We start from the raw sequence: 19,929 nt of genomic DNA, 5'->3' as shown, positions 1-19,929 counted from the left end.
TCACGAGCTGGTGTTCAGTGCCTTTGCAAGACGGGCATCACGGCCATAGATATCGTCGCGGAAATGCACCGTACCTCCCTCACCGATCCAGGCCGTCAGATAGGTCAGATGAACCGGCACCCGGTTTTTCAGGTTGATGCGCGATGTCTTCCCTTCCGCCAGAATCGCATCGATACGTTCCCGGTCCAGACCATTCGGGCGCAGCAACAGGGCCGCAAGGTCAATGGGCTTTTCCAGCCGGATACAGCCGGAACTGAAAGCACGGACGGTTTTTGCAAACAGATCACGTGACGGTGTGTCATGCAGATAGACATCATATTCATTGGGGAACATGAATTTCACCTGACCCAGTGCGTTCAACGGTCCCGGCTTCTGGCGTAACCGATAGGGAAACTTACCCGGCCCGAATGTCATCCAGTCCACAGTTGCCGGATCGACGGGCTGGGAATCATCCTGCCAGCTTGCAAAAACCTCGAATCCGTTCGCGACGAGATAACCCGGGTCTTTTTTCAGTTTCGGCAGAATATCGTTCGAGGCAATCTTCGGAGTCGCGGTCCAGGTCGGATTGAGTTCAAGATACCGGATCGTGTCGCTGAAAATTGGTGTCATGCGGAACGGTTTGCCCACCACAACCCGCATGGACAGAGCGACCAGCCCCTGCTCCACATAATCCAGTTCAAACCCTGCCATATTGACCAGCACATGGGTCTCGCCCAGTTCGTCCGGCATCCAGCGTAACCGCTCCATATTCAGCAGAACGGTTTCAATCCGTTTTGAAACCGGCACGTTCAGCGCCTTCAGGGTACCCGCACCAATAGCACCGTCGGCGGACAGCCCATGCCGCCGCTGAAACTGCCGTACCGCAACTTCCAGTTCCGGATCATACAGATCTCCGGCATTTCCCGGACGTGTCTTGTCGAACGAGGCCGCAAGCCGGGCCCGGACAGCACTGATCCGTGTATCCGTCATACCCGGTTTCAGCGTCGGGCCGTCCGGAACCGGCTGCCAGCCGCCGGATGCGGCCAGCGCCCGCTGTTCCGCCAGCAGGCGGCGCATCCGGATATATAATTCACCGGACGGGGCAAATTCCGCGAGGGTTGCCGCCGGCCGGGCGCTGTCTGCGATCCGTTTCAGTGCGGCAACACCATCAATATCACGGGTGAAAACAAACAGTTCCGGGTCTGCCTTTGACGGCCCGACACGACCGGCATGCAGGTCCGTGACATAGCGCAGCACCTTCGCCGACAGATTGACATCAAAGCTGGCAAGGGCCGCCTCCGTCGCATCGTCCGGCAGGCTGATCTGATAATCGTCCGGGCGCAGACCTTCCAGTGCGGCCCTGTCCAGACGCCCGATGACCGCTATCGCCTTCTCATCCGGCCCGGCATCTGTGGTCCAGACCGGTTTCAGGTCGCGGGTACGATAAAACCCGGTCACCGCCTCAACCGTCTGCGGGGTATATCCCCGGAGGCCGTTCAGGGCGGCCTCAATCGAACTGTCTGCAGCAGCCTGTCCGGCACACAGAAGTCCGGTGACCGTGATGAACAGAACCCGCAGAGATATCGACGACAAGCTTGATGGCATCACGTGAAAATCTCCCGGTTTGGATTTACCCCCGGATAAGACACCAGATCATCAGAGCGGCGCAACTCCCCATCGGGCAATAAAGCCACGGGCATCAATATGAATGAACGGCCCGTGCGATGCGGTACTGCCATAAGCGCCCAGCCCGCCCGGCATCCAGGTGCGTTTCTCCCGCCCTTCCAGCTCTTCGATCAGGTTGTAGAGAGCCAGCGCATCCTTCTTGGTCACCTTGCCATCGCCGTCAAGATCATCCATCCGGTCGTCCTTCGGGTGGACATCAATAAAGATATCAGCAGCCCCACCATAGATATGCCGGGAATTCGGACCGTTACCGATTGAGCGGTTATAATGCGGTGTGCGGTAGCCGCTCATCACCTCAAACGAGGCGGTTTTCCAGCCACGGGCGTTCACCGCTTCCAGCACCCGTTCCAGCTTGATCAGCAGCTCAGTTCGCAACACGACGAATTTCGGCCAACCTCCGGGCTGTTTGCAGAGAAACTGACCAAGCCGGAAATGTGGCGAAACCGGCAGATCGGCCAGCTCTGGCGTAACCTCGATCAGGCCCGGCGGGCGTTCGTAAACAGACAGCCCCTTGTAGGGTTTTTCCGGATAGCTGCCGATGACGTAGCCGTCGATAACACCATCCTTCACATCTTCCATCGGGCGCATGACAATGACCGTCAGATCCACTGTCTTGCCGGATGCGACAACTTTTACCGCATGTGGTCCGGTCCGGTCCGGAACCACCCAGCCAAAACGGCGCGGCGTGACCTGAATGATCTCGCCTGTTTCGGCGCGCAGTTCTGCCTTCACCCCGGTTCTGATCGCCAGACGGCCACCGGGCAGTGCAAAAATCGCCATCTGGCGATAGGGAATATCAACGCCATCCACACTGACATGAAAGGCAGCCCGCGCAGGCTTGTAGGCGTCAGCTGACATTGCTGGCCGGATGGGCAGCGCACTCAGCAAAACACTCAGAAAGATCAGGAATCCGGCAAACCGAAGCATCAACGCATTCCGGCGGCACAACATTTTCTGTGTCCTCAATGCCCGAAGGCAGGGGAAAATCCGGCGCTCTTATATACGTTCTCACGGCTTCCACAAAGCGGATTATCAGGGCTCCACGCAGGATATGAAAGCTGCCCTCCGACGATCAGGAAAGACAGGCATCTCCGTCACGGCGCGGGTCGCCCGCCGCTTCAAAACCGCGTCCCGTCAGGCCCGCAACCTGGGTTCCGCCAAAGAACATGCTGGGCTCTGGCCATTCATGGACCGCAAGCCCGGTTTCGCGCAACAGGGCCAGCTCAGCCACCGGAAATCCCGGCTCGATATCAGCGCGACCAGCCTCGACATGCAGACGGGGAGCGCCGACGGCTGACGCCAGATCCATCCCGCAACCCGCGATATTGCGGATAAGCTGAAGGATCGCCGTGCGTATCCGGTTCGAGCCGCCCGAACCGAGAGCGACAAGCTGACCGTCCGGTCCCTGCAGGATACAGGGGGTCATCATCGAGGCCATGGGGCTGTCAGGCCGCCAGTTATGAAAACCGCCAGGATTGATATCCTCTTCGCCCAGCACATTGTTCAGCATAAAACCGCAACCCGGCACCAGATGTCCGTTCCCCTCACCATTGGAAAGGGTCAGGGCAGCAGCATTCCCTGCGGCATCGACGACACTGATATGACTTGTTCCCCGCGTCGACAGCAGGCTGTCACGCAGGGCCGACTTTGCCGCCCCGATGATCTCCGGCGCCAGCAAGCGTTCTGCCGAAATGTCACCGGACAGACGAAGCCGGTCGGTCTCGGCCATCACCGCAGCCAGAGACCGCAGACTGCCAGGTGATTGCGCAGATTCTGGCGGCAGAGAATCCAGCAATGCCAGACCAAGGGCAACCAGCACCCCGCCGCTGGAGGGGGCCGGGTTTGCCGCGACCTGCCATCCCCGGTAGGTGACATCAATCGGCGAACCTGTCTGAACCTGATAGCCGGTCATGTCTTCCATCGTCAGATGACCGCCGGAGGCTGCAGAAAGCGCGGTGACATCCTGTGCAATATCACCGCGATAAAACAGATCTGCACCTTCCCGGCCCAGCCGTTCCAGCAGATCGGCGAGGTCCGGGTTGTGCAGACGATCACCGGCAGCAAACAGCCCGGTTTCAGGGTCGGAACCGGCATAAAGCCTGCGGGCATCCTCTGTCGCCTGATAGATCGGAGCCACCACCGACATGACCTGTGCCTGAAACCTGTTGATCTCAAACCCGGTCCGCGCCGTCGCAACGGCAGGCTGAAGCAGAGCAGCGGCAGACATGCTCCCGAGATCATCCAGAATGCGAAAGAACCCGGCAATGGCACCGGGTGTCGCTGTCGACCCCATACCGATGTGAAATTCCTGTCGCGTCGGGCCAAAATCCGCATGGGTCGCGTGAAAATCAATCTCGTCTGCCGGTCGTTTCACTTTCGGTGTCCGGGCAAAAAAATCATAGGCCCGGGGCACCCCGCCAGCAGGTCGCGCGACCATAAAGCCGCCACCGCCCGGACTGGCCAGAACCGGCTCTGCGACAAAGGCCATCGCCATGCCGGCAAGCGCCGCATCAAAGGCATTCCCGCCTGCATGCAGGATATCGGTTGCGGCCCGGACGGTCAGGGGATGGCCGGCGGCGACGGCACCTTTCATGCTGATCTCGTTACTGTCATCGGGTTCATGGCACGGTTTAACCGCCAATCACCCGCCGGTGCCATAAAAACTTCGTCATTTCCATCACGTCACCGGCTGTGGCATAGTCCGCCCGTGCTTCAACAGCGGGGAGAGCGGCACATATGGGCGAGCCGCTCCACGGAAAAAGAATACTCATCTACAGCCACGATTCGTTCGGGCTCGGACATCTGCGCCGATGCCGGGCGATTGCGCATGCGCTGGTGGATAATGACAAGGAACTGTCGGTCCTGATTATTTCGGGCTCGCCGATCATCGGCAGCTTTGATTTCCGGTCGCGGGTCGATTTCATCCGCATCCCCGGCGTGATCAAGCTGCGTAATGGTGAGTACACGACACAGAGTCTGCGCATCGACACGGAACAGATTCTGGCGATGCGTGCCTCGATCATCCAGCATACCGCCGAGACCTTTGAACCGGATATCTTCATCGTCGACAAAGAACCGCTGGGACTGCGCGGCGAAGTACGTGACACCCTCACCATGCTGAAGGCACGCGGCACGCCGACCATTCTGGGTTTGCGCGATGTGATGGATGAACCGGCTTTGCTGGCGCCGGAATGGGAGCGCAAGAATGTGCTGCCCGCGCTTGATGATCTGTATGATGAAATCTGGGTCTATGGCCTGCGTCAGATCTGCGACCCGCTGGCCGGGCTGCCAATCCCTGCATCTGTCCGCCGTAAAATGACCTATACCGGTTATCTGCCACGCTTCCCCTCGAAGGGGGCGGTCCCGACAGATGCCATACCCTTTGAGGAACCCTATATTCTGGTGACAACCGGCGGCGGTGGTGACGGTGACACCCTGATCGACTGGGTTCTGCGCGCCTACGAGTCCGGTGAATCCCTGCCGCATCCGGCCCTGCTGGTGCTTGGCCCCTTCATGCAGGCTGAAATGCAGGCGGAATTTCATCAGCGGGTGGCCCGCCTTGACCGGGTCCATGCCATCACCTTTGACGCCCATATCGAAACCCTGCTGTCGCGGGCAATCGGCATGGTCGCCATGGGCGGCTACAACACGTTCTGTGAAATTCTGTCTTTCGATAAACGCGCCGTCATCGTGCCGCGTACCCGGCCCCGGATGGAGCAGTTCATGCGGGCATCTGCCGCTGCACGTTACGGGCTGGTCAGCATGCTGGAAGATGACGGCTGGCGGGAAACCGGACAGATGGTCGAGGCGCTTCGCAAGTTACCGACCCAGCCGATGCCATCGCAATGCGTGATGCCCGGTCTGCTGGACGGATTTGGTACCATCCGGCGCCAGACATCGCTCTGGCTGCAGAATGACAGCGGTGACCGCCCGCGGCTCGCGACTGCCGGGGAATAGGCAGTCCTCCGTCATGGCATCTGTCGGGATTGTTCTGAAGGGGTATCCGCGTCTGTCGGAAACTTTCATCGCACAGGAACTGCTGGAACTGCAGCGCCGTGGACTGGATTACCAGATCATCTCGCTGCGCCATCCGACTGACCGGGAAACCCATCCCGTTCATCGCGAGATAACGGCCTCTGTCAGCTATCTGCCGGAATATCTGCATCAGGAACCGTCGCGGGTACTGAATGGATTCCGTCAGGCACGCAGGCTGCCCGGATATGCAAAGGCCTGGGCGATCTGGTTACGTGACCTGCGCCGCGACCCGACCCGCAACCGTATCCGCCGGTGGGGGCAGGCGATGGTTCTGGCGACGGAACTGCCCTCAGACACCACCCGCCTTTATGCCCATTTTCTGCATACCCCGGCCTCGGTCACCCGCTATGCGGCAATCCTGCGCGGTCTGCCCTGGTGCTGTTCGGCTCACGCCAAGGATATCTGGACTTCGCCGGACTGGGAATTGCAGGAGAAACTGTCCGATCTGGACTGGCTGGTGACCTGTACCGAAACCAATGCCCGGCATCTGAAGTCGCTGGCGGCGAACCCCGACAGGGTTGCACTGGTCTATCATGGCCTTGATCTCGAACGATTTCCTGTTCCTGCCTCGCGGGCGATATCAGCCACCGGCCCGGTCACCATCCTGTCCGTCGGCCGTGCGGTCCCGAAAAAAGGCTATGATGATCTGCTGCGCGCACTGGCCCTGCTGGATGCCGATACTGACTGGCAGTTCGTTCATATCGGCGGCGGCGGGGAGCTCCGGAATCTGAAAGCACTGGCGACAGAACTCGGGATCGACCGGCGAATCAGCTGGCGGGGTGCCCAGCCCCAGACGGCTGTGCTTGAAGCGTTGCAACAGGCAGACATCTTCGTGCTGGCCAGCCGTATCGCCGAAGATGGCGACCGTGACGGGCTGCCGAATGTCCTGATGGAAGCCCAGAGCCAGCGCATCGCCTGCGTGGCCACCGATATCTCGGCCATACCCGAACTCATCATCGACGGAAAAACCGGCCTGCTGGTTCCGGAACGGGACAGCCCGGCACTGGCAAAAGCCCTCGGGGAGTTGATTACCGACCCTGAAAACCGGGCAAAAATGGCCCTTGCCGGAGAACAGCGTGTGCGGACGGGTTTCGCCATGCGCCGGGCCATTAACGATCTCGCAAAACGCTTCGGACTTGACGAACCGACGCCGGAACCGGACAAGATCGTCTGATGCGGGTTATGTTTTACGCTCCTCTGAAGCCGCCGACGCATCCCGTCCCCTCTGGTGACCGGCGGATTGCGCGACTGCTGATGCGCGCCATCGAAGCAGCCGGACACAGTGTCGAGCTGGCAACGCGCTTTCGGTCACGGGACGGCTCCGGCGACGAAGCACGCCAGATCAAGATGGCGGCACTGGGCAAACGCGTCGCCGACCGGCTGATCCGCCAGATAAAATCCCGCCCGGCAGAAGAACGCCCGCAGGTCTGGTTTACCTATCATCTGTATTACAAGGCACCAGATTATATCGGCCCGGCAGTCTGTGCCGAATTCGGCATTCCCTATGTGGTGGCCGAGGCGTCACATGCCGCGAAGCAGGAAGACGGTCCCTGGGCTGTCGGTCATCGCGCTGCCGAAGCCGGTATTCGTGCGGCTGACCGCATCATTCTTCTGAATTCTGCCGACCTTGAGGGGCTGGAGGGAATTGTTGCAGACTCCGCTGCCATTGTCCGCCAGACCCCCTTCATTGATACCGCCCGCTTTGCCGAGGCCGCACTGGCCAGCAGCCGGCATCGGACCGAAGTCGCTCACGAACTGGGACTGGATGCAGGCAAACCATGGCTGATCTCGGTCGCCATGATGCGGCATGGCGACAAGCTGCAATCCTATCGGGCACTCTCTGCCGCCGTCAGCAAACTGACCGACCTTGACTGGTCACTCATCATCGTCGGTGACGGTGCAACCCGTCCGGTGGTTGAAGCGGCCTTCAATGAGGCTGCACCCGGTCGGACGGTTTTTGTCGGACGACGCGAAGGTAATGATCTGGGCCGCCTGCTCGCTGCCAGCGATATCTATGTCTGGCCTGCGATCAACGAAGCCTTTGGCATGGCCTTTCTGGAAGCACAGGCATCGGGATTACCCGTGGTTGCCGGCGGATATGGGGGCGTCTCCGACGTGGTCACCGGTGGTGGCATCATTACCCCGCCGGATGATGTCGACGCCTTCGCAGCGGCTGTCCGTCTGCTGATTTCTGACGCCGCCCGCAGGGACTCACTGGCCGCCGCCGCCCAGCGGTCGGTCACCGACATCTCTCTTGCCTCGCGGACCATAGACCGGCTGCTGAAAGATGTGGTCGGAGAGGAAGCGTGAGGCGGCTCTGCCTGCTGCGCCATCTGCCCACCGACTGGAATCGGGAAAAACGTCTGCAGGGACGGCGGGACCAGCCTTTATCAGCTTCATCCCGGCCAACCGCGACGATCTCCCTCAACCCCGAGCGATGGCAGTTGCTGTCCAGCCCGCTGAAACGCTGTCTTGAAACGGCCCGGCTGACTTTCGGGGCTGACCCGCAACCGGAGCCGGCCCTGATTGAAATGGACTGGGGTGAGTATGAGGGCCGCAGGCTGGCAGACCTCCGCCGGGAAGCCGGTGAAAGTCTCGCCGCCAATGAGGCTCGCGGGCTTGATTTTCGCCCACCCGGGGGTGAATCCCCCCGCGATGTCCAGAAACGCCTGAGCGACTGGCTGCCCGTCGCCGCAAAATCGGACCGGGATATGGTTGCCGTCACCCATAAAGGGGTCATCCGCGCCTTCTATGCCCTCGCGACCGGATGGGACATGACCGACGATGCACCGGACAAGCCGGACTGGACGCAACTGCACTGTTTCACGCTGAGCGACGGGGGCCTTCCCGCAATCGACCGGCTGAACGCGCCGCTTGAGAGCCTGCAATGACCGGCCCGGTGCTGTTCTGGGTGCAGCATCTGCTCGGGATAGGCCATCAGCGCCGCAGCGCCGCCATCGCCCGGGCCTGTGCCGCCGCCGGACTTGAAGTTCATTATGTCTCCGGCGGCATGCCGGTGCCGCATCTCGATCTTGCGAGATGCAGGTTCCACCAGTTGCCGCCCTGCCGAAGTCCCGACGACAGTTTTTCTGCCCTGATCGACGATCAGGGCCAGCCGGTCAGCCCGGCCTTCTGGTCTGCCCGGCAGTCACTGCTGACACAACTGGTCACTGATATCCGGCCCGCTGTCTTCATGACAGAAACCTACCCCTTCGGACGGCGGGCGTTTCGCCATGAACTGCGACCCGTTCTGGAACAGGTTCTGAAAACCGGCGTCAATGTCGCTTCGGTCCGGGATATACTGGTGCGCAAGCCTGACCCGGCAAAATATGCCCAGGCTGCAGATCTGATCGACCGCTATTTCACAGCCGTTCTGGTGCATGAACCGGATGCATTCACCGGGTTCGACAACAGCTTTCCGTTCAGCGGGCAGATCGCAGGCAGACTACATAAAACCGGATATGTCGCCGAGCGACCACTCCCCCCCGGCAATCCGGACACCAGCCGCGAGCCTTCCGGTGACATTCTTGTCTCCGGCGGTGGCAGCGATGTTGCCCTGCCGCTGTTCCGGGCGGCACTGGCGGCCCGGCGTCATTCGCGACAGGCAAACAGGAATATCTGGCGAATACTGGTCGGACAGGGTGTCAGCGAGGCGGAGTTCCAATCCCTGATTAAGGACGCAGAAGACGGCGTTGTTGTGGAGCGGACCCGGGCTGATTTTCATGACCTGCTGAGCCGTGCCCGCGCCTCTGTCTCGCTGGCAGGCTACAATACCGTCATCGACGGACTGGTCGCCGGCCTCCCCATGCTGCTGGTCCCGTTCGCCACCGCAACCGAAACGGAACAGACCGACCGGGCACGGGCCCTGGCTGAAGCAGGCCACGCCATTACCCATGACCTGGCGACGATTAACAGCCTCTCGCTGGCCGCCGCCGTTGACCGGACCCTTGACCTGCCCCGACAGAACCACAACACCGCCTGGTTCCGGGGGGCTGAACAGTCTGCCGCAATCCTGCATCAGCTGGCGACGCAAACCCGCGAATGAATCGACGCTGCGGTTTCCCATGCCTATAGTGACCGGGGTCAGGGGGTCTGACCGGAAACCAAGGGGCGATCAGGGAACAAATGTCGGCGTTGCAAGCAGCGGAGCAGAATCTGCAACCCCTTCTGCCGGAAACCCTGAACGAACTGGAATGGTGGCGTCGGCAGGAACGACAGGCCACGCTCTGGTGGCGCGACGACGACGCTGTAGCCGACAGCCCGGCACTTCGGCAGATGCTGGAAATTTCAGCCCGCAACCGGGTTCCCCTGACGCTGGCCGTCATTCCTCACGGGCTGGAGAATAATCTGGCACCCGCGACAGGGGACTGCCCGGACCTGACTGTTATGCAGCATGGCTATCGCCATCTGAATCATTCCCCGGCAGATCAGAAAAAATGCGAACTGGGCGACAACCGGGACCCTGATGACATTCTGTCCGAACTGGCGGCGGGCCGGAAGATTTTGTCGGACGCATTTGCGAACCGGTTTGTGCCCGCACTGGCCCCCCCCTGGAACCGGATTGGCAGCATCATTGCCACCCGGCTGGATGAGGCGGGCCTGATCGGCCTCAGCCTCTATGGCGACAAGCCGGCTTCGGTTACGGATGCCATCACCGGTCGCCATACCCATCTCGATATCATCGACTGGAAGGGCAGCCGGGGCTTTACCGGCGCAACCGCCGTCGACCGGTTATTTGCCACAGCCCTCCGACAGCGGCGTGAGGGCAAGGTGGAGATATCTGCACCGATTGGCCTGCTGACCCACCATCTGGTCCACGACCCGGCGGCATGGGACTTCCTTGATGCCTTCATGGCCTTCGCCCGCCATGATCCGGCGCTCATTTGCAAAAGCGGTACAGAGGTGTTTGCTTGGATAACGTGACTTCGACGATGCATTACTATCCATCGAAAGAACTGATCGGCGATTATATTCGTGGCACGATCGGTGTGGTGATCTGTGCGACCCCGATTGTCCTCACCGGATCAATGCCGGTCGCCGGCTGGATACTTGGCTTTCTGGTGCTGCTGTTTGCCGGTTTCATCATCCGGACCGCCTTGCGCCATTATACCCGGATCAAAATGGATGATCTGGGGCTGACCAGCTCCGGCATCATGACCAAACAGATCGCCTGGCCCGATATCAGCAGGGTAAAAATGCGTTATTACTCGACCAAGCGAGACCGTACCGAAGGCTGGATGCAACTGAAGATAACCGGGGCGCGGGGACGGACCATCGAAATGGACTCCATCCTGACCGATTTCCAGAGCATCATAAACAAACTGGGAACGGCCGCGGTTCAGGCCAGCGCGGCGATGGATGAAACAACCCGGGCAAATTTTGCGTTGATGGGGATAGACTTGCTCGAACTTGCGAACGAAGAACCGGGGGAAACGACGGAGTGAGCAACATCCTGTCAGTCGAAAACCTGCATGTCCGCTTCCAGCTGGAAGCCGGAACACTGGAGGCTGTCAGAGGTGTTTCTTTCTCGATTCCCGAGAAATCGACCGTAGCACTGGTTGGCGAATCCGGTTCCGGCAAGTCGGTGATCAGCCAGGCAATCCTTGGCATTCTGCCGGAGATTGCCGACATCAGCGAAGGGTCGATTGAATTCCGTGACCCGGAGAAAGCCGGCGAGATCATTGATATCGCCGCTCTGCACCGGGATTCCCGGGAGATCCGGCAGATTCGCGGCGGACGGATTTCCATGATCTTTCAGGAGCCCATGAGTTCCCTGTCCCCGCTGCACACGATTGGCGACCAGATCACCGAGGCCGTACGGCTGCATCGTGATGTACCGGGGTCTGTTGCAACCGATCTGTCACGCGAGATGCTTGATCTCGTCGGGTTTCCCGATCCCGGTCGCGCCCTCAGAACCTACCCGTTCGAGCTGTCAGGCGGGCTGCGTCAGCGGGCCATGATTGCCATGGCACTTGTCTGCCGCCCGGCGCTGCTGATTGCCGATGAGCCGACAACCGCCCTGGACGTCACCATTCAGGCCCAGATTCTGAAACAGATGCGGGATCTGCAGGACGAACTCGGCATGTCGATCCTGATGATTACCCACGACCTTGGGGTTGTTGCCAATATCGCTGACGAAGTGGTTGTGATCTACCACGGCGAGGTGATGGAGCGCGGCCCCATCGACGAAATTTTCGAGAACCCGCAGCATGAATATCTGCGCGCCCTGTTGCGCGCCGTGCCGCATTTCGACATGGCGGATGGCGAACGTCTGACCCCGATCCGGGAAATCGAGAGTGAAACAGGACATCTGCTTGATGCCTACCGGACGGATGAGACAACCCCCTCCATTGCCAGCGGCACAACCTTGCTGGATGTCCGGCATGTGACGAAGACCTTCAGCATCCGCAAGACCGGCCTGTTTGGCGGCAAACAGAATGAAGTCGTGGCGCTGGACGATGTCAGCCTGCATGTCCGGAAAGGCGAATGTCTGGGGCTGGTTGGTGAAAGCGGCTGCGGCAAGACGACGCTCAGCAAGATCATCATGAGCGCCATCCATGCAGACCGGGGCGAAGTGATGATTACCGGCCCCGAAGGCCCGGTCGACATCAGCAAACTGACCGAACGGGAGCTGTTTCCCTATCGCCGGAAGATACAGTTCATCTTTCAGGACCCCTATGGATCGCTCAACCCGCGCATGCCGGTCTCGGAGCTGATCGCCGAACCCCTGGTCATCCATGATATTGGCGACAACCAGTACCGTGAGGAAATGGTGAAGGAACTGATGAAGCTGGTGGGGATGGATATCCGGCATCTCAACCGTTATCCGCACAGCTTCTCCGGTGGCCAGCGCCAGCGTATCGGTATCGCCCGCGCCCTGGCCCTGAAGCCCGACCTGCTGCTCTGTGATGAGCCGGTCTCTGCACTCGATGTCTCCGTGCAGGCGCAGGTGCTCAACCTGCTGAAAGACCTGCAGGAAAAACTTGGCCTGACCCTGCTGTTCGTATCGCACAATCTGGCTGTCGTGAATTATATCGCCAACCGGATTGCGGTGATGTGCGCCGGGCGGCTGGTTGAAATGGCACCCGGAGATGAACTGTTCCGCAGGCCCGTCCATCCCTATACCCAGGCACTGCTGAAAGCCGTTCCCTTCCCGGACCCGTCCCGGCCCCTCGATTTTCAGGGCCTGATGGATGGCAAGATGTCACGCCCGGAAGACTGGCCGCCGCCGTTCGGCGCATCACCCGGCGCCCGGCTGGACCTGCAGGATATCGGCAACGGCCATTTCGTCCGCGCTGACGACTCCCTGCTGCGTGCAGGAGCCGCCTGATGACGACACCCTTTTTCATCTCATCCGCACAGGATCACGAAAGGATCTCGCGATGAACTTCACCAGTGCCCTGATTGCCGCCACCGTTATCCTGACCAGCGCGGCCGGTGCTGCCGACATGAAAGAGCCGCCTTATCTGGCCGCACAGGTTGCCGCCGGGAAGCTGCCGGCGGTCTCTGAACGACTGCCAGAGATGCCGCATGTCACCGACCTGGCAGCACTGGGCAAAAAGCCAGGAAAATATGGTGGTGTGCTGCGCACCCTCGTCGGGCGCGAGAAGGATATTCGCCTGATGAATGTCTACGGCTATTCCCGGCTGGTGGGGTATGACGCCGATATCAACCTGCAGCCCGATATTCTGGAAAGCTACGAGGTGGAGGAGTCCCGCATCTTCACCCTGCATCTGCGCAAGGGCCACCGGTGGTCTGACGGGCATCCGTTTACCGCAGAGGATTTCCGCTATTACTGGGAAGATGTCGCCAACAATGTCGCACTCTCGCCGGTCGGCCCGCCGGAAGAGCTGATGCTCAACAAGCAGCCGCCGATCTTCCGGGTGATCGATGAAACCACCGTTCAGTATGAATATGCCGGCCCCAACCCTTATTTCCTGTCACAGCTGGCCGCGCCGCGCCCGACCTATCTGTATCGGCCGGCGCATTATCTGAAACAGTTCCACGAGAAATATGCCGACCCCGCAACACTGGCAGCACTTGTCGAAGAACATCGCCGCAAGAACTGGGCGCAGCTGCATAACCGCATCGGCCATATGTATAATAACAGCAATACAGCACTGCCAACGCTGGAGCCCTGGGTCGTTGCAACCGAGGCCCCGGCAGATCGCTACAGCTTCACCCGCAATCCTTATTTCCACCGGGTCGATTCAGACGGGCACCAGCTGCCTTATATCGATGAAATATCCATGTCGATTGCCGCCAGCGGGGTGGTGCCGATCAAGGCGGGCACCGGCGAAACCGACCTTCAGGGCCGTGGTCTTGCCTTTGCCGACTTCACGTTCCTGAAGCAGAACGAAGAGCGTTATGGCTATAACGTCAATCTCTGGCGACTGGGCCTTGGCTCCGTCATGGCGCTTTATCCGAACCTGAACACCAGTGACGCAGAATATCGCAAGCTGTTCCGGGATGTCCGGTTCCGGCGCGCTTTGTCGATGGCAATCAACCGGGATGAACTGAACGAGGTGCTGTTCTACGGCCTCGCGATCCCCGCAGCCAATACCGTGCTGCCTTCCTCGCCGCTGTTCCGGGAAGACTACCAGCAAGCCTGGAGCAACTTCGATCCGGATGCTGCAAATGCATTGCTGGATGATATCGGCCTGACCAAACGCAATGATGACGGCCTGCGTCTGCTGCCGGATGGCCGGGCCATCGAAATCACCGTTGAGACAGCCGGCGAACGCCCCCAGCAGGTCGATGCCCTGCAGCTGGTCAAGGACAGCTGGCTGGAGATCGGTGTCCGCATTTTTGTGAAGAATTCACCGCGTGAGACTTTCCGTAACCGGATTTTCTCCGGTGAAACCCTGATCTCTGTCTGGCCGGGTCTCGATAATGGCGCGCCAACCGCTGATGACAGCCCCTCGGAAATCGCCCCGATCAGTCAGCAGCATCTGCAATGGCCGAAATGGGGGCAGTATGTCGAAACCTACGGCAAGTCCGGGGAACCGGTTGATATGCCGGAAGCCATGAAACTGGCTGCACTCTACAAGGACTGGACTGCCACCACGACGACGGAAGCACGCCGCAGGATCTGGCATGAAATGCTGAAAATTCATGCCGATCAGGTCTACACTATCGGGACCGTCTGCTGCTCCGTACAGCCGGTGGTCACCAAGGCGGGGCTGGAAAATGTACCCCAAGAAGGGCTTTGGGCCTGGGCACCGACGGCCCAGTTCGGCATTTACCGGCCGGATACTTTCTTCTGGTCAAACCAGTAAGCGGCGGGCTGGATCACACTGATGTTCTCCTACCTGCTCCGGCGACTGTTTATCATGATCCCGACATTGCTCGCGATAAGCTTTATCGTGTTCGTCGTGATCCAGTTGCCGCCCGGCGATTATCTGACCACGCTGGTCGAGGAATATCGCAGCCGGGGTGAGCAGGTTCCACTGGAGGAGATCGCCTTCCTGAAACGGGAATACGGCTTTGGCGAGCCGTTTCTGGTGCAGTATATTCACTGGCTGGGCGGCATGATGGTCGGTGATTTCGGCCATTCCTTCTCGTTTGACCTGCCGGTCTCCGAAGTCGTCGGTAACGTGCTCGGCTATACGGTACTGGTGGAATTCACCACCGTGCTGTTTGTCTATCTCGTCTCTTTCCCCATCGGTATCTATTCCGCCACCCACCAGTACAGCTGGACAGACCACGGTATCAGTCTGATCGGTTATATCGGCTATGCGGTGCCGAATTTCCTGCTGGCGATCGTGCTGATGTATTATTCAAAATTGTGGTTCGGGGCGGAAATCGGCGGGCTGATGGATATCCGGTTTGAAGATCAGCCATGGTCCTGGGACAAGGCGGTTTCCGTGGCCCAGCATCTCTGGATTCCGGTCGTTGTGATCGGCACCTCCGGCACTGCGGCGATGATAAGACGGCTGCGGGCCAATCTGCTCGACGAACTGCGCAAGCAATATGTCGTCACCGGACGGGCCAAGGGGCTGCCGAAAACCCGCCTGTTGCTGAAATATCCGGTCCGGATGTCGCTCAATCCCTTCATCGCCGATATCGGCAGTCTGCTGCCTGAAATCGTCTCCGGGTCTGCCATCGTCGGTATCATCCTCAGCCTCCCGACCACGGGCCCGCTGCTGCTGAATGCCCTGCTCAATCAGGATATGTATCTTGCCGGGTCGTTTCTGATGTTCCTGTCGGTGCTGGTTGTGGTCGGCATGTTCGTCTCCGACATCATGCTGGCCTGGCTTGACCCCCGGATCCGCCTCGACGGAGGACTTCAGCGATGAGCAGGGAACGCCATACACGACGGCTTGAACACTGGGTCAGTGACGCCCCGTTCAACCCGATGTCGGTGCAGGAAATCTCTGCCGAACAGCAGGCCTATTATCTCGCACCGCACTGGAAACTGATGTGGTGGAAGCTGAAACGTCACCGGATTGCTGTCTGGTCAGGCGTGCTGCTGTTGCTGCTGTACAGTTCGATTCTGGTCAGTGAAATCCTGGCCCCGTACAATCCGAACACGCGGGTCATTTCGCATATCTACGCACCACCCCAGTCGCTGCACCTGTTTCATGAAGGGCGGTTCATCGGCCCGTTTGTCTATGGCTACAAGAAAAGCCTGGATATGACGACGCTGAAGCGAACCTATGTCGAGGATCCGAAAAAGGTCCAGCCGCTGCGGTTCTTCTGCGCCGGTGATGAATATGATTTCTGGCTCGGCGGAACCTTCGATTTCCATTTCGTCTGCCCCGCCAGGGGCGGGCAGTTGTTCCTGCTGGGGACAGACCGTCTGGGCCGTGACATGCTGTCGCGACTGATTTACGGCACCCGGATATCCCTGACCGTCGGGCTGATCGGTATCCTTGTCAGCTTCTCGCTGGGCATCACCATCGGCGGCGTTGCCGGGTATTTTGGCGGCTGGGTGGATTCCACCGTGCAGCGATCAATCGAAATCTTCAAATCGATACCTACCCTGCCATTGCTGATGGCGCTGGCGGCGGCCATTCCACCGACCTGGCCAGTATTGGTGAAGTATTTCGGTGTCACCATTATTCTGGGATTGCTGGACTGGCCCGGGGCTGCACGAACCGTCCGCTCCAAGCTGCTGGCGCTGCGCGAGGAGGACTTTGCCGTCGCCGCGCGCCTGATGGGGGCCTCTCCCACACGGATTATCGGCCGCCATCTGATCCCGAATTTCGCCAGTCATCTCATTGCTTCGCTGACGCTCTCAATACCCGCCATGATCTTCGGCGAAACCGCTCTCAGCTTTCTGGGGCTCGGCCTGCAGTCACCGATGATTAGCTGGGGCGTGTTGCTGATTGAGGCACAGAATATCAGCGCGGTTGAGCTGTATCCCTGGCTGATGGCACCGGTCGTGCCGGTGTTCGTCACGGTACTGGCCTTCAATTTCTTTGGCGATGGTCTGCGCGATGCGGCAGACCCTTACCGCTAACCGAAAGGCTGATCCGATCATTATTTCCTCAACCCATGAATAGAGTATAGAATTACTGCTCTGTTTACGTTAACTATCTCAGTCATGAACAGATATCAGCAAAAACAACCAAGCCTGCGCCGGACACTTTTGTCGGCTGCCGCCTATGTTGTTGTTTTTGCTGCAATCTCATCCACTCCTCTGCTTCTCAACAATTCTCATGCCCGGGCCGAAACCCCGCTTGAAAAAGTTCAGGTGCAGGCGACTCGGGCCTTGTTTGAGGCTATCCGGCAGAATTCCATCACCGCGGTGCGCACCCAGATTGCCCTGGGGGCTGATCTTGATGCCCGTAATGCAGACGGTCAGACACCGGTCGGGCTGGCAGTCTCTCTGCGTTATACGACCATCGCTGAATTGCTGAACCGGTCCCGTGTCATGCAACGGGCTGCTGAAGAATCCGCCGTTCCGCTGCGCGCGCCGACCGTCAAGGTGCTTCGGGCCGGACAATCGCGTACCGGCAACGCACCACCCGTCCGTGACACGAAGATCGTCACCGATGAGAACGGTGTCGCCATCTATGAGGGTGCCCGCGAAGAACAGATCAGCAAACCGGCACAGCCGAATACGGCCTTTCCGTCGACACTGGTCTGGCCGCCGGCACCCGATTTTGTCACCTCGGTTGACGGCCGTCGCGTACCGACCGACCCTTCGGCAAATGTATTTTCATTCGATTCGCCACCGGACCGGGTAACGGCCGCACCGGTTTCTTCTGTCACCGCAGAACCTGTCGCCCCGGCACCGGCACGAATGGCGCCGCCGGGACCGACATCATCAGCTGATCCCGTCCACCCGGCCTCTTCTGACGATATCCCGAAAGAGCACTCCGGTACCGGGACAGGATTGTCACCGAAGCCGGACAACAAGACACCGGCAACAGCGGAGCCGGTTACGGCACAACAGGAAAAACCGGCCCGCAAGAATGGACCGCCAGAGCCGCAGACCAGCCCGGAGCCGTCCATCCTTGAACGCCTGGGCAACCTGTTCTCCGCGGCAGAACCGGTTGGTCCGCCGTCTACCCCGAATTCTGTGGCAGCAAAGATAACACCGGAATCTCCTGCGGCTGTTCCCGCCATCAAGCCAGAACCAGCCCCCCTGCGTATCGCCGAACCGGTTGACGCGACAAACGGTCTTGATCCGGCAGTACTGGCACAATCTCTGAACGAGCCGGTGCAACCTGCGACGGCCGATGTCGTGCCCGCTGAAACAGCGGTTGCGGAAGTAACGCCAGCAACCGTGGAAACGACAACGCCTGTCCATGCCAGCCCGGCAGATTTCATCGCATCTCTCGGGAATCTCCTCGCACCGGAACCAGCGGTTGAGACCACTCCGGCGGCAGAGGCAGAACCGGTTACAGTTCCTGCGGAAAAACCGGTCGTTGTTGCAAAGTCTGCGCCGGAACTTTCACCGTCTCCCAAGACCCCGGAAGTGCTGGACCGGCCCTTGGACGTACAATCTGTCATGGCAGAAACAGCCGAACCTCAGTCCGGGCAAAGGATTGACCTGCTTGATGTGATCGGAAAATTGTTCACTGCGGAGACATCGGGGCCGGCTGATACACTGGCAGCAACGGAAACTCCGGCCTCTCTTAGTGCCGAGAACGCCGCCGGGCCGGCCTCCCCGAACAGAGTAAGCAAGCCTGCAATGGCGGAACCTTCCGTTCTGGATGCTGTCGCGTTCACACCGCAGAACCCGGAAGTTCTGGCACAGACCGAAGCTGAATCTGTCTCTGTTCAGCCTGTGGCAACGCCGGTCGCAACAGTGAAACCGACGGTGGCAATACAGGAAGTCCCTGAACCCGACTTCTTCAATCGTGTCGCCAGTCTGTTCAGTTTTGGCAGCAACAAAGATGAGACACCGGAAACCGAAATCAACGCAGAACCGGAAGTTCTGGCCAGCCAACCTCTGGATGAAAAAACGGTGACCAAGGCAGTCCAAGCCGCAGTTCCCGAGACCAGATCAGCGCCCAAAACCGCCTTTTTCCCCGGCGAGAAAAAAATCGTGGCGGGTGCCTGGCCTCCGGCCCCGACCGAACCAACAGCGCCGCCGCCGCCCATGCCACGTCAGATGGTGCCCGAGACCGCCAGCGAAGATGTCGTGCAGACAGCCTCACTGGAAGTCGGGCCGGCACCGTCACGCGAGCTGCCTTTACCCGCCTGGACAACGGCCCCCGCGGTTGAGCCCCGCACCTTTGCCTTTTCAGAGCTGATGCATCTCGGCCATCGTCGCGACATCTATGATGCCGAAGACACCAAATGTCTGAAATATGTCTATCGCCACAAGAAAGAGCGGATCAGGGCCTGCGTTGTCAATGTGACATGGCCCCGCGAAATCCGGCCTGATTTCGTGGCAAATTCCATCATCTATACCGGACAGAAAGCCGTCGTCATCTATCAGGACGGCATTGCCGCCGCAATGTATGCTCTGTTCCGGTCCGATGCCTTTGAACGTATCTCCGGCTATCTTGCCAGTCAGTACGGCCCGACAACTGATTATAGCCGGGACAAGGTACAGCTGATGGCCGGTGGCCGGCGACAGAACGAAATCAGTCTCTGGCGCGGCACTGACCCGGCCAGTGGCCTGGCAATGGAAATGGAAGTGCGCAAGTTCGACAATGTGCGCGATCTGTTCGGCGACCCCTATCACGGCATGATTGAAATCCGTTTCGCTGAATCCCGCCGTGTTTTCCAGTTCGTACAGCCACTCGATCTGATGACCAACCGCTGAAC

Annotated in this window: 15 protein-coding genes; 12 read left to right on the top strand and 3 right to left on the bottom strand. The window is 59.7% G+C overall.

The genetic code is table 11. The annotated features are described in order from the left end of the window. The 3 genes from GH722_08370 to GH722_08360 form a co-directional block, all read right to left on the bottom strand. The gene (locus GH722_08370; GenBank protein ID MRG71781.1) at positions 1-1,584 is read right to left on the bottom strand and encodes a L,D-transpeptidase family protein; all 1,584 of its coding nucleotides are present in this window, start codon (positions 1,582-1,584) and stop codon (positions 1-3) included. Positions 1,585-1,635: 51 nt separating this feature from the next. Continuing rightward, positions 1,636-2,616: a peptidase M15A gene (locus GH722_08365; protein MRG71780.1), complete on the bottom strand. Its 981-nt coding sequence runs from the start codon at positions 2,614-2,616 to the stop codon at positions 1,636-1,638. Between the two features lie 121 nt (positions 2,617-2,737). Then, complete coding sequence (locus tag GH722_08360; protein MRG71779.1) at positions 2,738-4,258, bottom strand: Gamma-glutamyltranspeptidase; 1,521 nt, start codon at positions 4,256-4,258, stop codon at positions 2,738-2,740. Between the two features lie 143 nt (positions 4,259-4,401). On the opposite strand from GH722_08360, the gene GH722_08355 reads away from it, so the two are divergent. From GH722_08355 to GH722_08300, 12 genes are all read left to right on the top strand, one after another. Beyond that, entirely contained in the window at positions 4,402-5,622 is a 1,221-nt protein-coding gene (locus GH722_08355) for a hypothetical protein (protein ID MRG71778.1), read from the top strand. 13 nt (positions 5,623-5,635) lie between these two features. Continuing rightward, entirely contained in the window at positions 5,636-6,874 is a 1,239-nt protein-coding gene (locus GH722_08350) for a glycosyltransferase (GenBank protein ID MRG71777.1), read from the top strand. Next, positions 6,874-8,010 carry a glycosyltransferase gene (locus GH722_08345; GenBank protein MRG71776.1) on the top strand — a complete coding sequence of 379 codons (1,137 nt, stop codon included), beginning with the start codon at positions 6,874-6,876 and terminating at the stop codon, positions 8,008-8,010. Before GH722_08350 ends, GH722_08345 begins: the two co-directional genes overlap by 1 nt. Then, complete coding sequence (locus GH722_08340; protein ID MRG71775.1) at positions 8,007-8,591, top strand: histidine phosphatase family protein; 585 nt, start codon at positions 8,007-8,009, stop codon at positions 8,589-8,591. The genes GH722_08345 and GH722_08340 overlap by 4 nt, the downstream gene beginning before the upstream one ends. Next, positions 8,588-9,745 (top strand): glycosyltransferase, encoded by a 1,158-nt coding sequence (locus tag GH722_08335; protein ID MRG71774.1) that lies wholly within the window; start codon positions 8,588-8,590, stop codon positions 9,743-9,745. The genes GH722_08340 and GH722_08335 overlap by 4 nt, the downstream gene beginning before the upstream one ends. An 80-nt stretch (positions 9,746-9,825) precedes the next feature. Beyond that, positions 9,826-10,623 carry a hypothetical protein gene (locus GH722_08330; protein MRG71773.1) on the top strand — a complete coding sequence of 266 codons (798 nt, stop codon included), beginning with the start codon at positions 9,826-9,828 and terminating at the stop codon, positions 10,621-10,623. A gap of 8 nt (positions 10,624-10,631) precedes the next feature. Further along, on the top strand, positions 10,632-11,144 hold the full coding sequence (locus tag GH722_08325) for a hypothetical protein (GenBank protein ID MRG71772.1): 513 nt from the start codon (positions 10,632-10,634) through the stop codon (positions 11,142-11,144). Further along, positions 11,141-13,030: a dipeptide ABC transporter ATP-binding protein gene (locus GH722_08320; GenBank protein ID MRG71771.1), complete on the top strand. Its 1,890-nt coding sequence runs from the start codon at positions 11,141-11,143 to the stop codon at positions 13,028-13,030. The genes GH722_08325 and GH722_08320 overlap by 4 nt, the downstream gene beginning before the upstream one ends. 52 nt (positions 13,031-13,082) lie before the next feature. Continuing rightward, entirely contained in the window at positions 13,083-14,978 is a 1,896-nt protein-coding gene (locus GH722_08315) for an ABC transporter substrate-binding protein (GenBank protein ID MRG71770.1), read from the top strand. Positions 14,979-14,999: 21 nt separating this feature from the next. Then, the gene (locus GH722_08310) at positions 15,000-15,998 is read left to right on the top strand and encodes an ABC transporter permease subunit (protein ID MRG71769.1); all 999 of its coding nucleotides are present in this window, start codon (positions 15,000-15,002) and stop codon (positions 15,996-15,998) included. Beyond that, a complete protein-coding gene (locus GH722_08305; GenBank protein MRG71768.1) occupies positions 15,995-17,164 on the top strand; it encodes an ABC transporter permease subunit in 1,170 nt (389 codons plus the stop codon). Before GH722_08310 ends, GH722_08305 begins: the two co-directional genes overlap by 4 nt. Positions 17,165-17,398: 234 nt before the next feature. Then, on the top strand, positions 17,399-19,927 hold the full coding sequence (locus GH722_08300; protein MRG71767.1) for a hypothetical protein: 2,529 nt from the start codon (positions 17,399-17,401) through the stop codon (positions 19,925-19,927). The last annotated feature ends 2 nt before the right edge of the window (positions 19,928-19,929 follow it).

The organism is Alphaproteobacteria bacterium HT1-32, assembly GCA_009649675.1.
Taxonomy (GTDB): domain Bacteria; phylum Pseudomonadota; class Alphaproteobacteria; order Rhodospirillales; family HT1-32; genus HT1-32.
The sequence above is the reverse complement of the archived record's forward strand: the minus strand, read 5'-3'. Positions and strand labels throughout refer to the sequence as shown.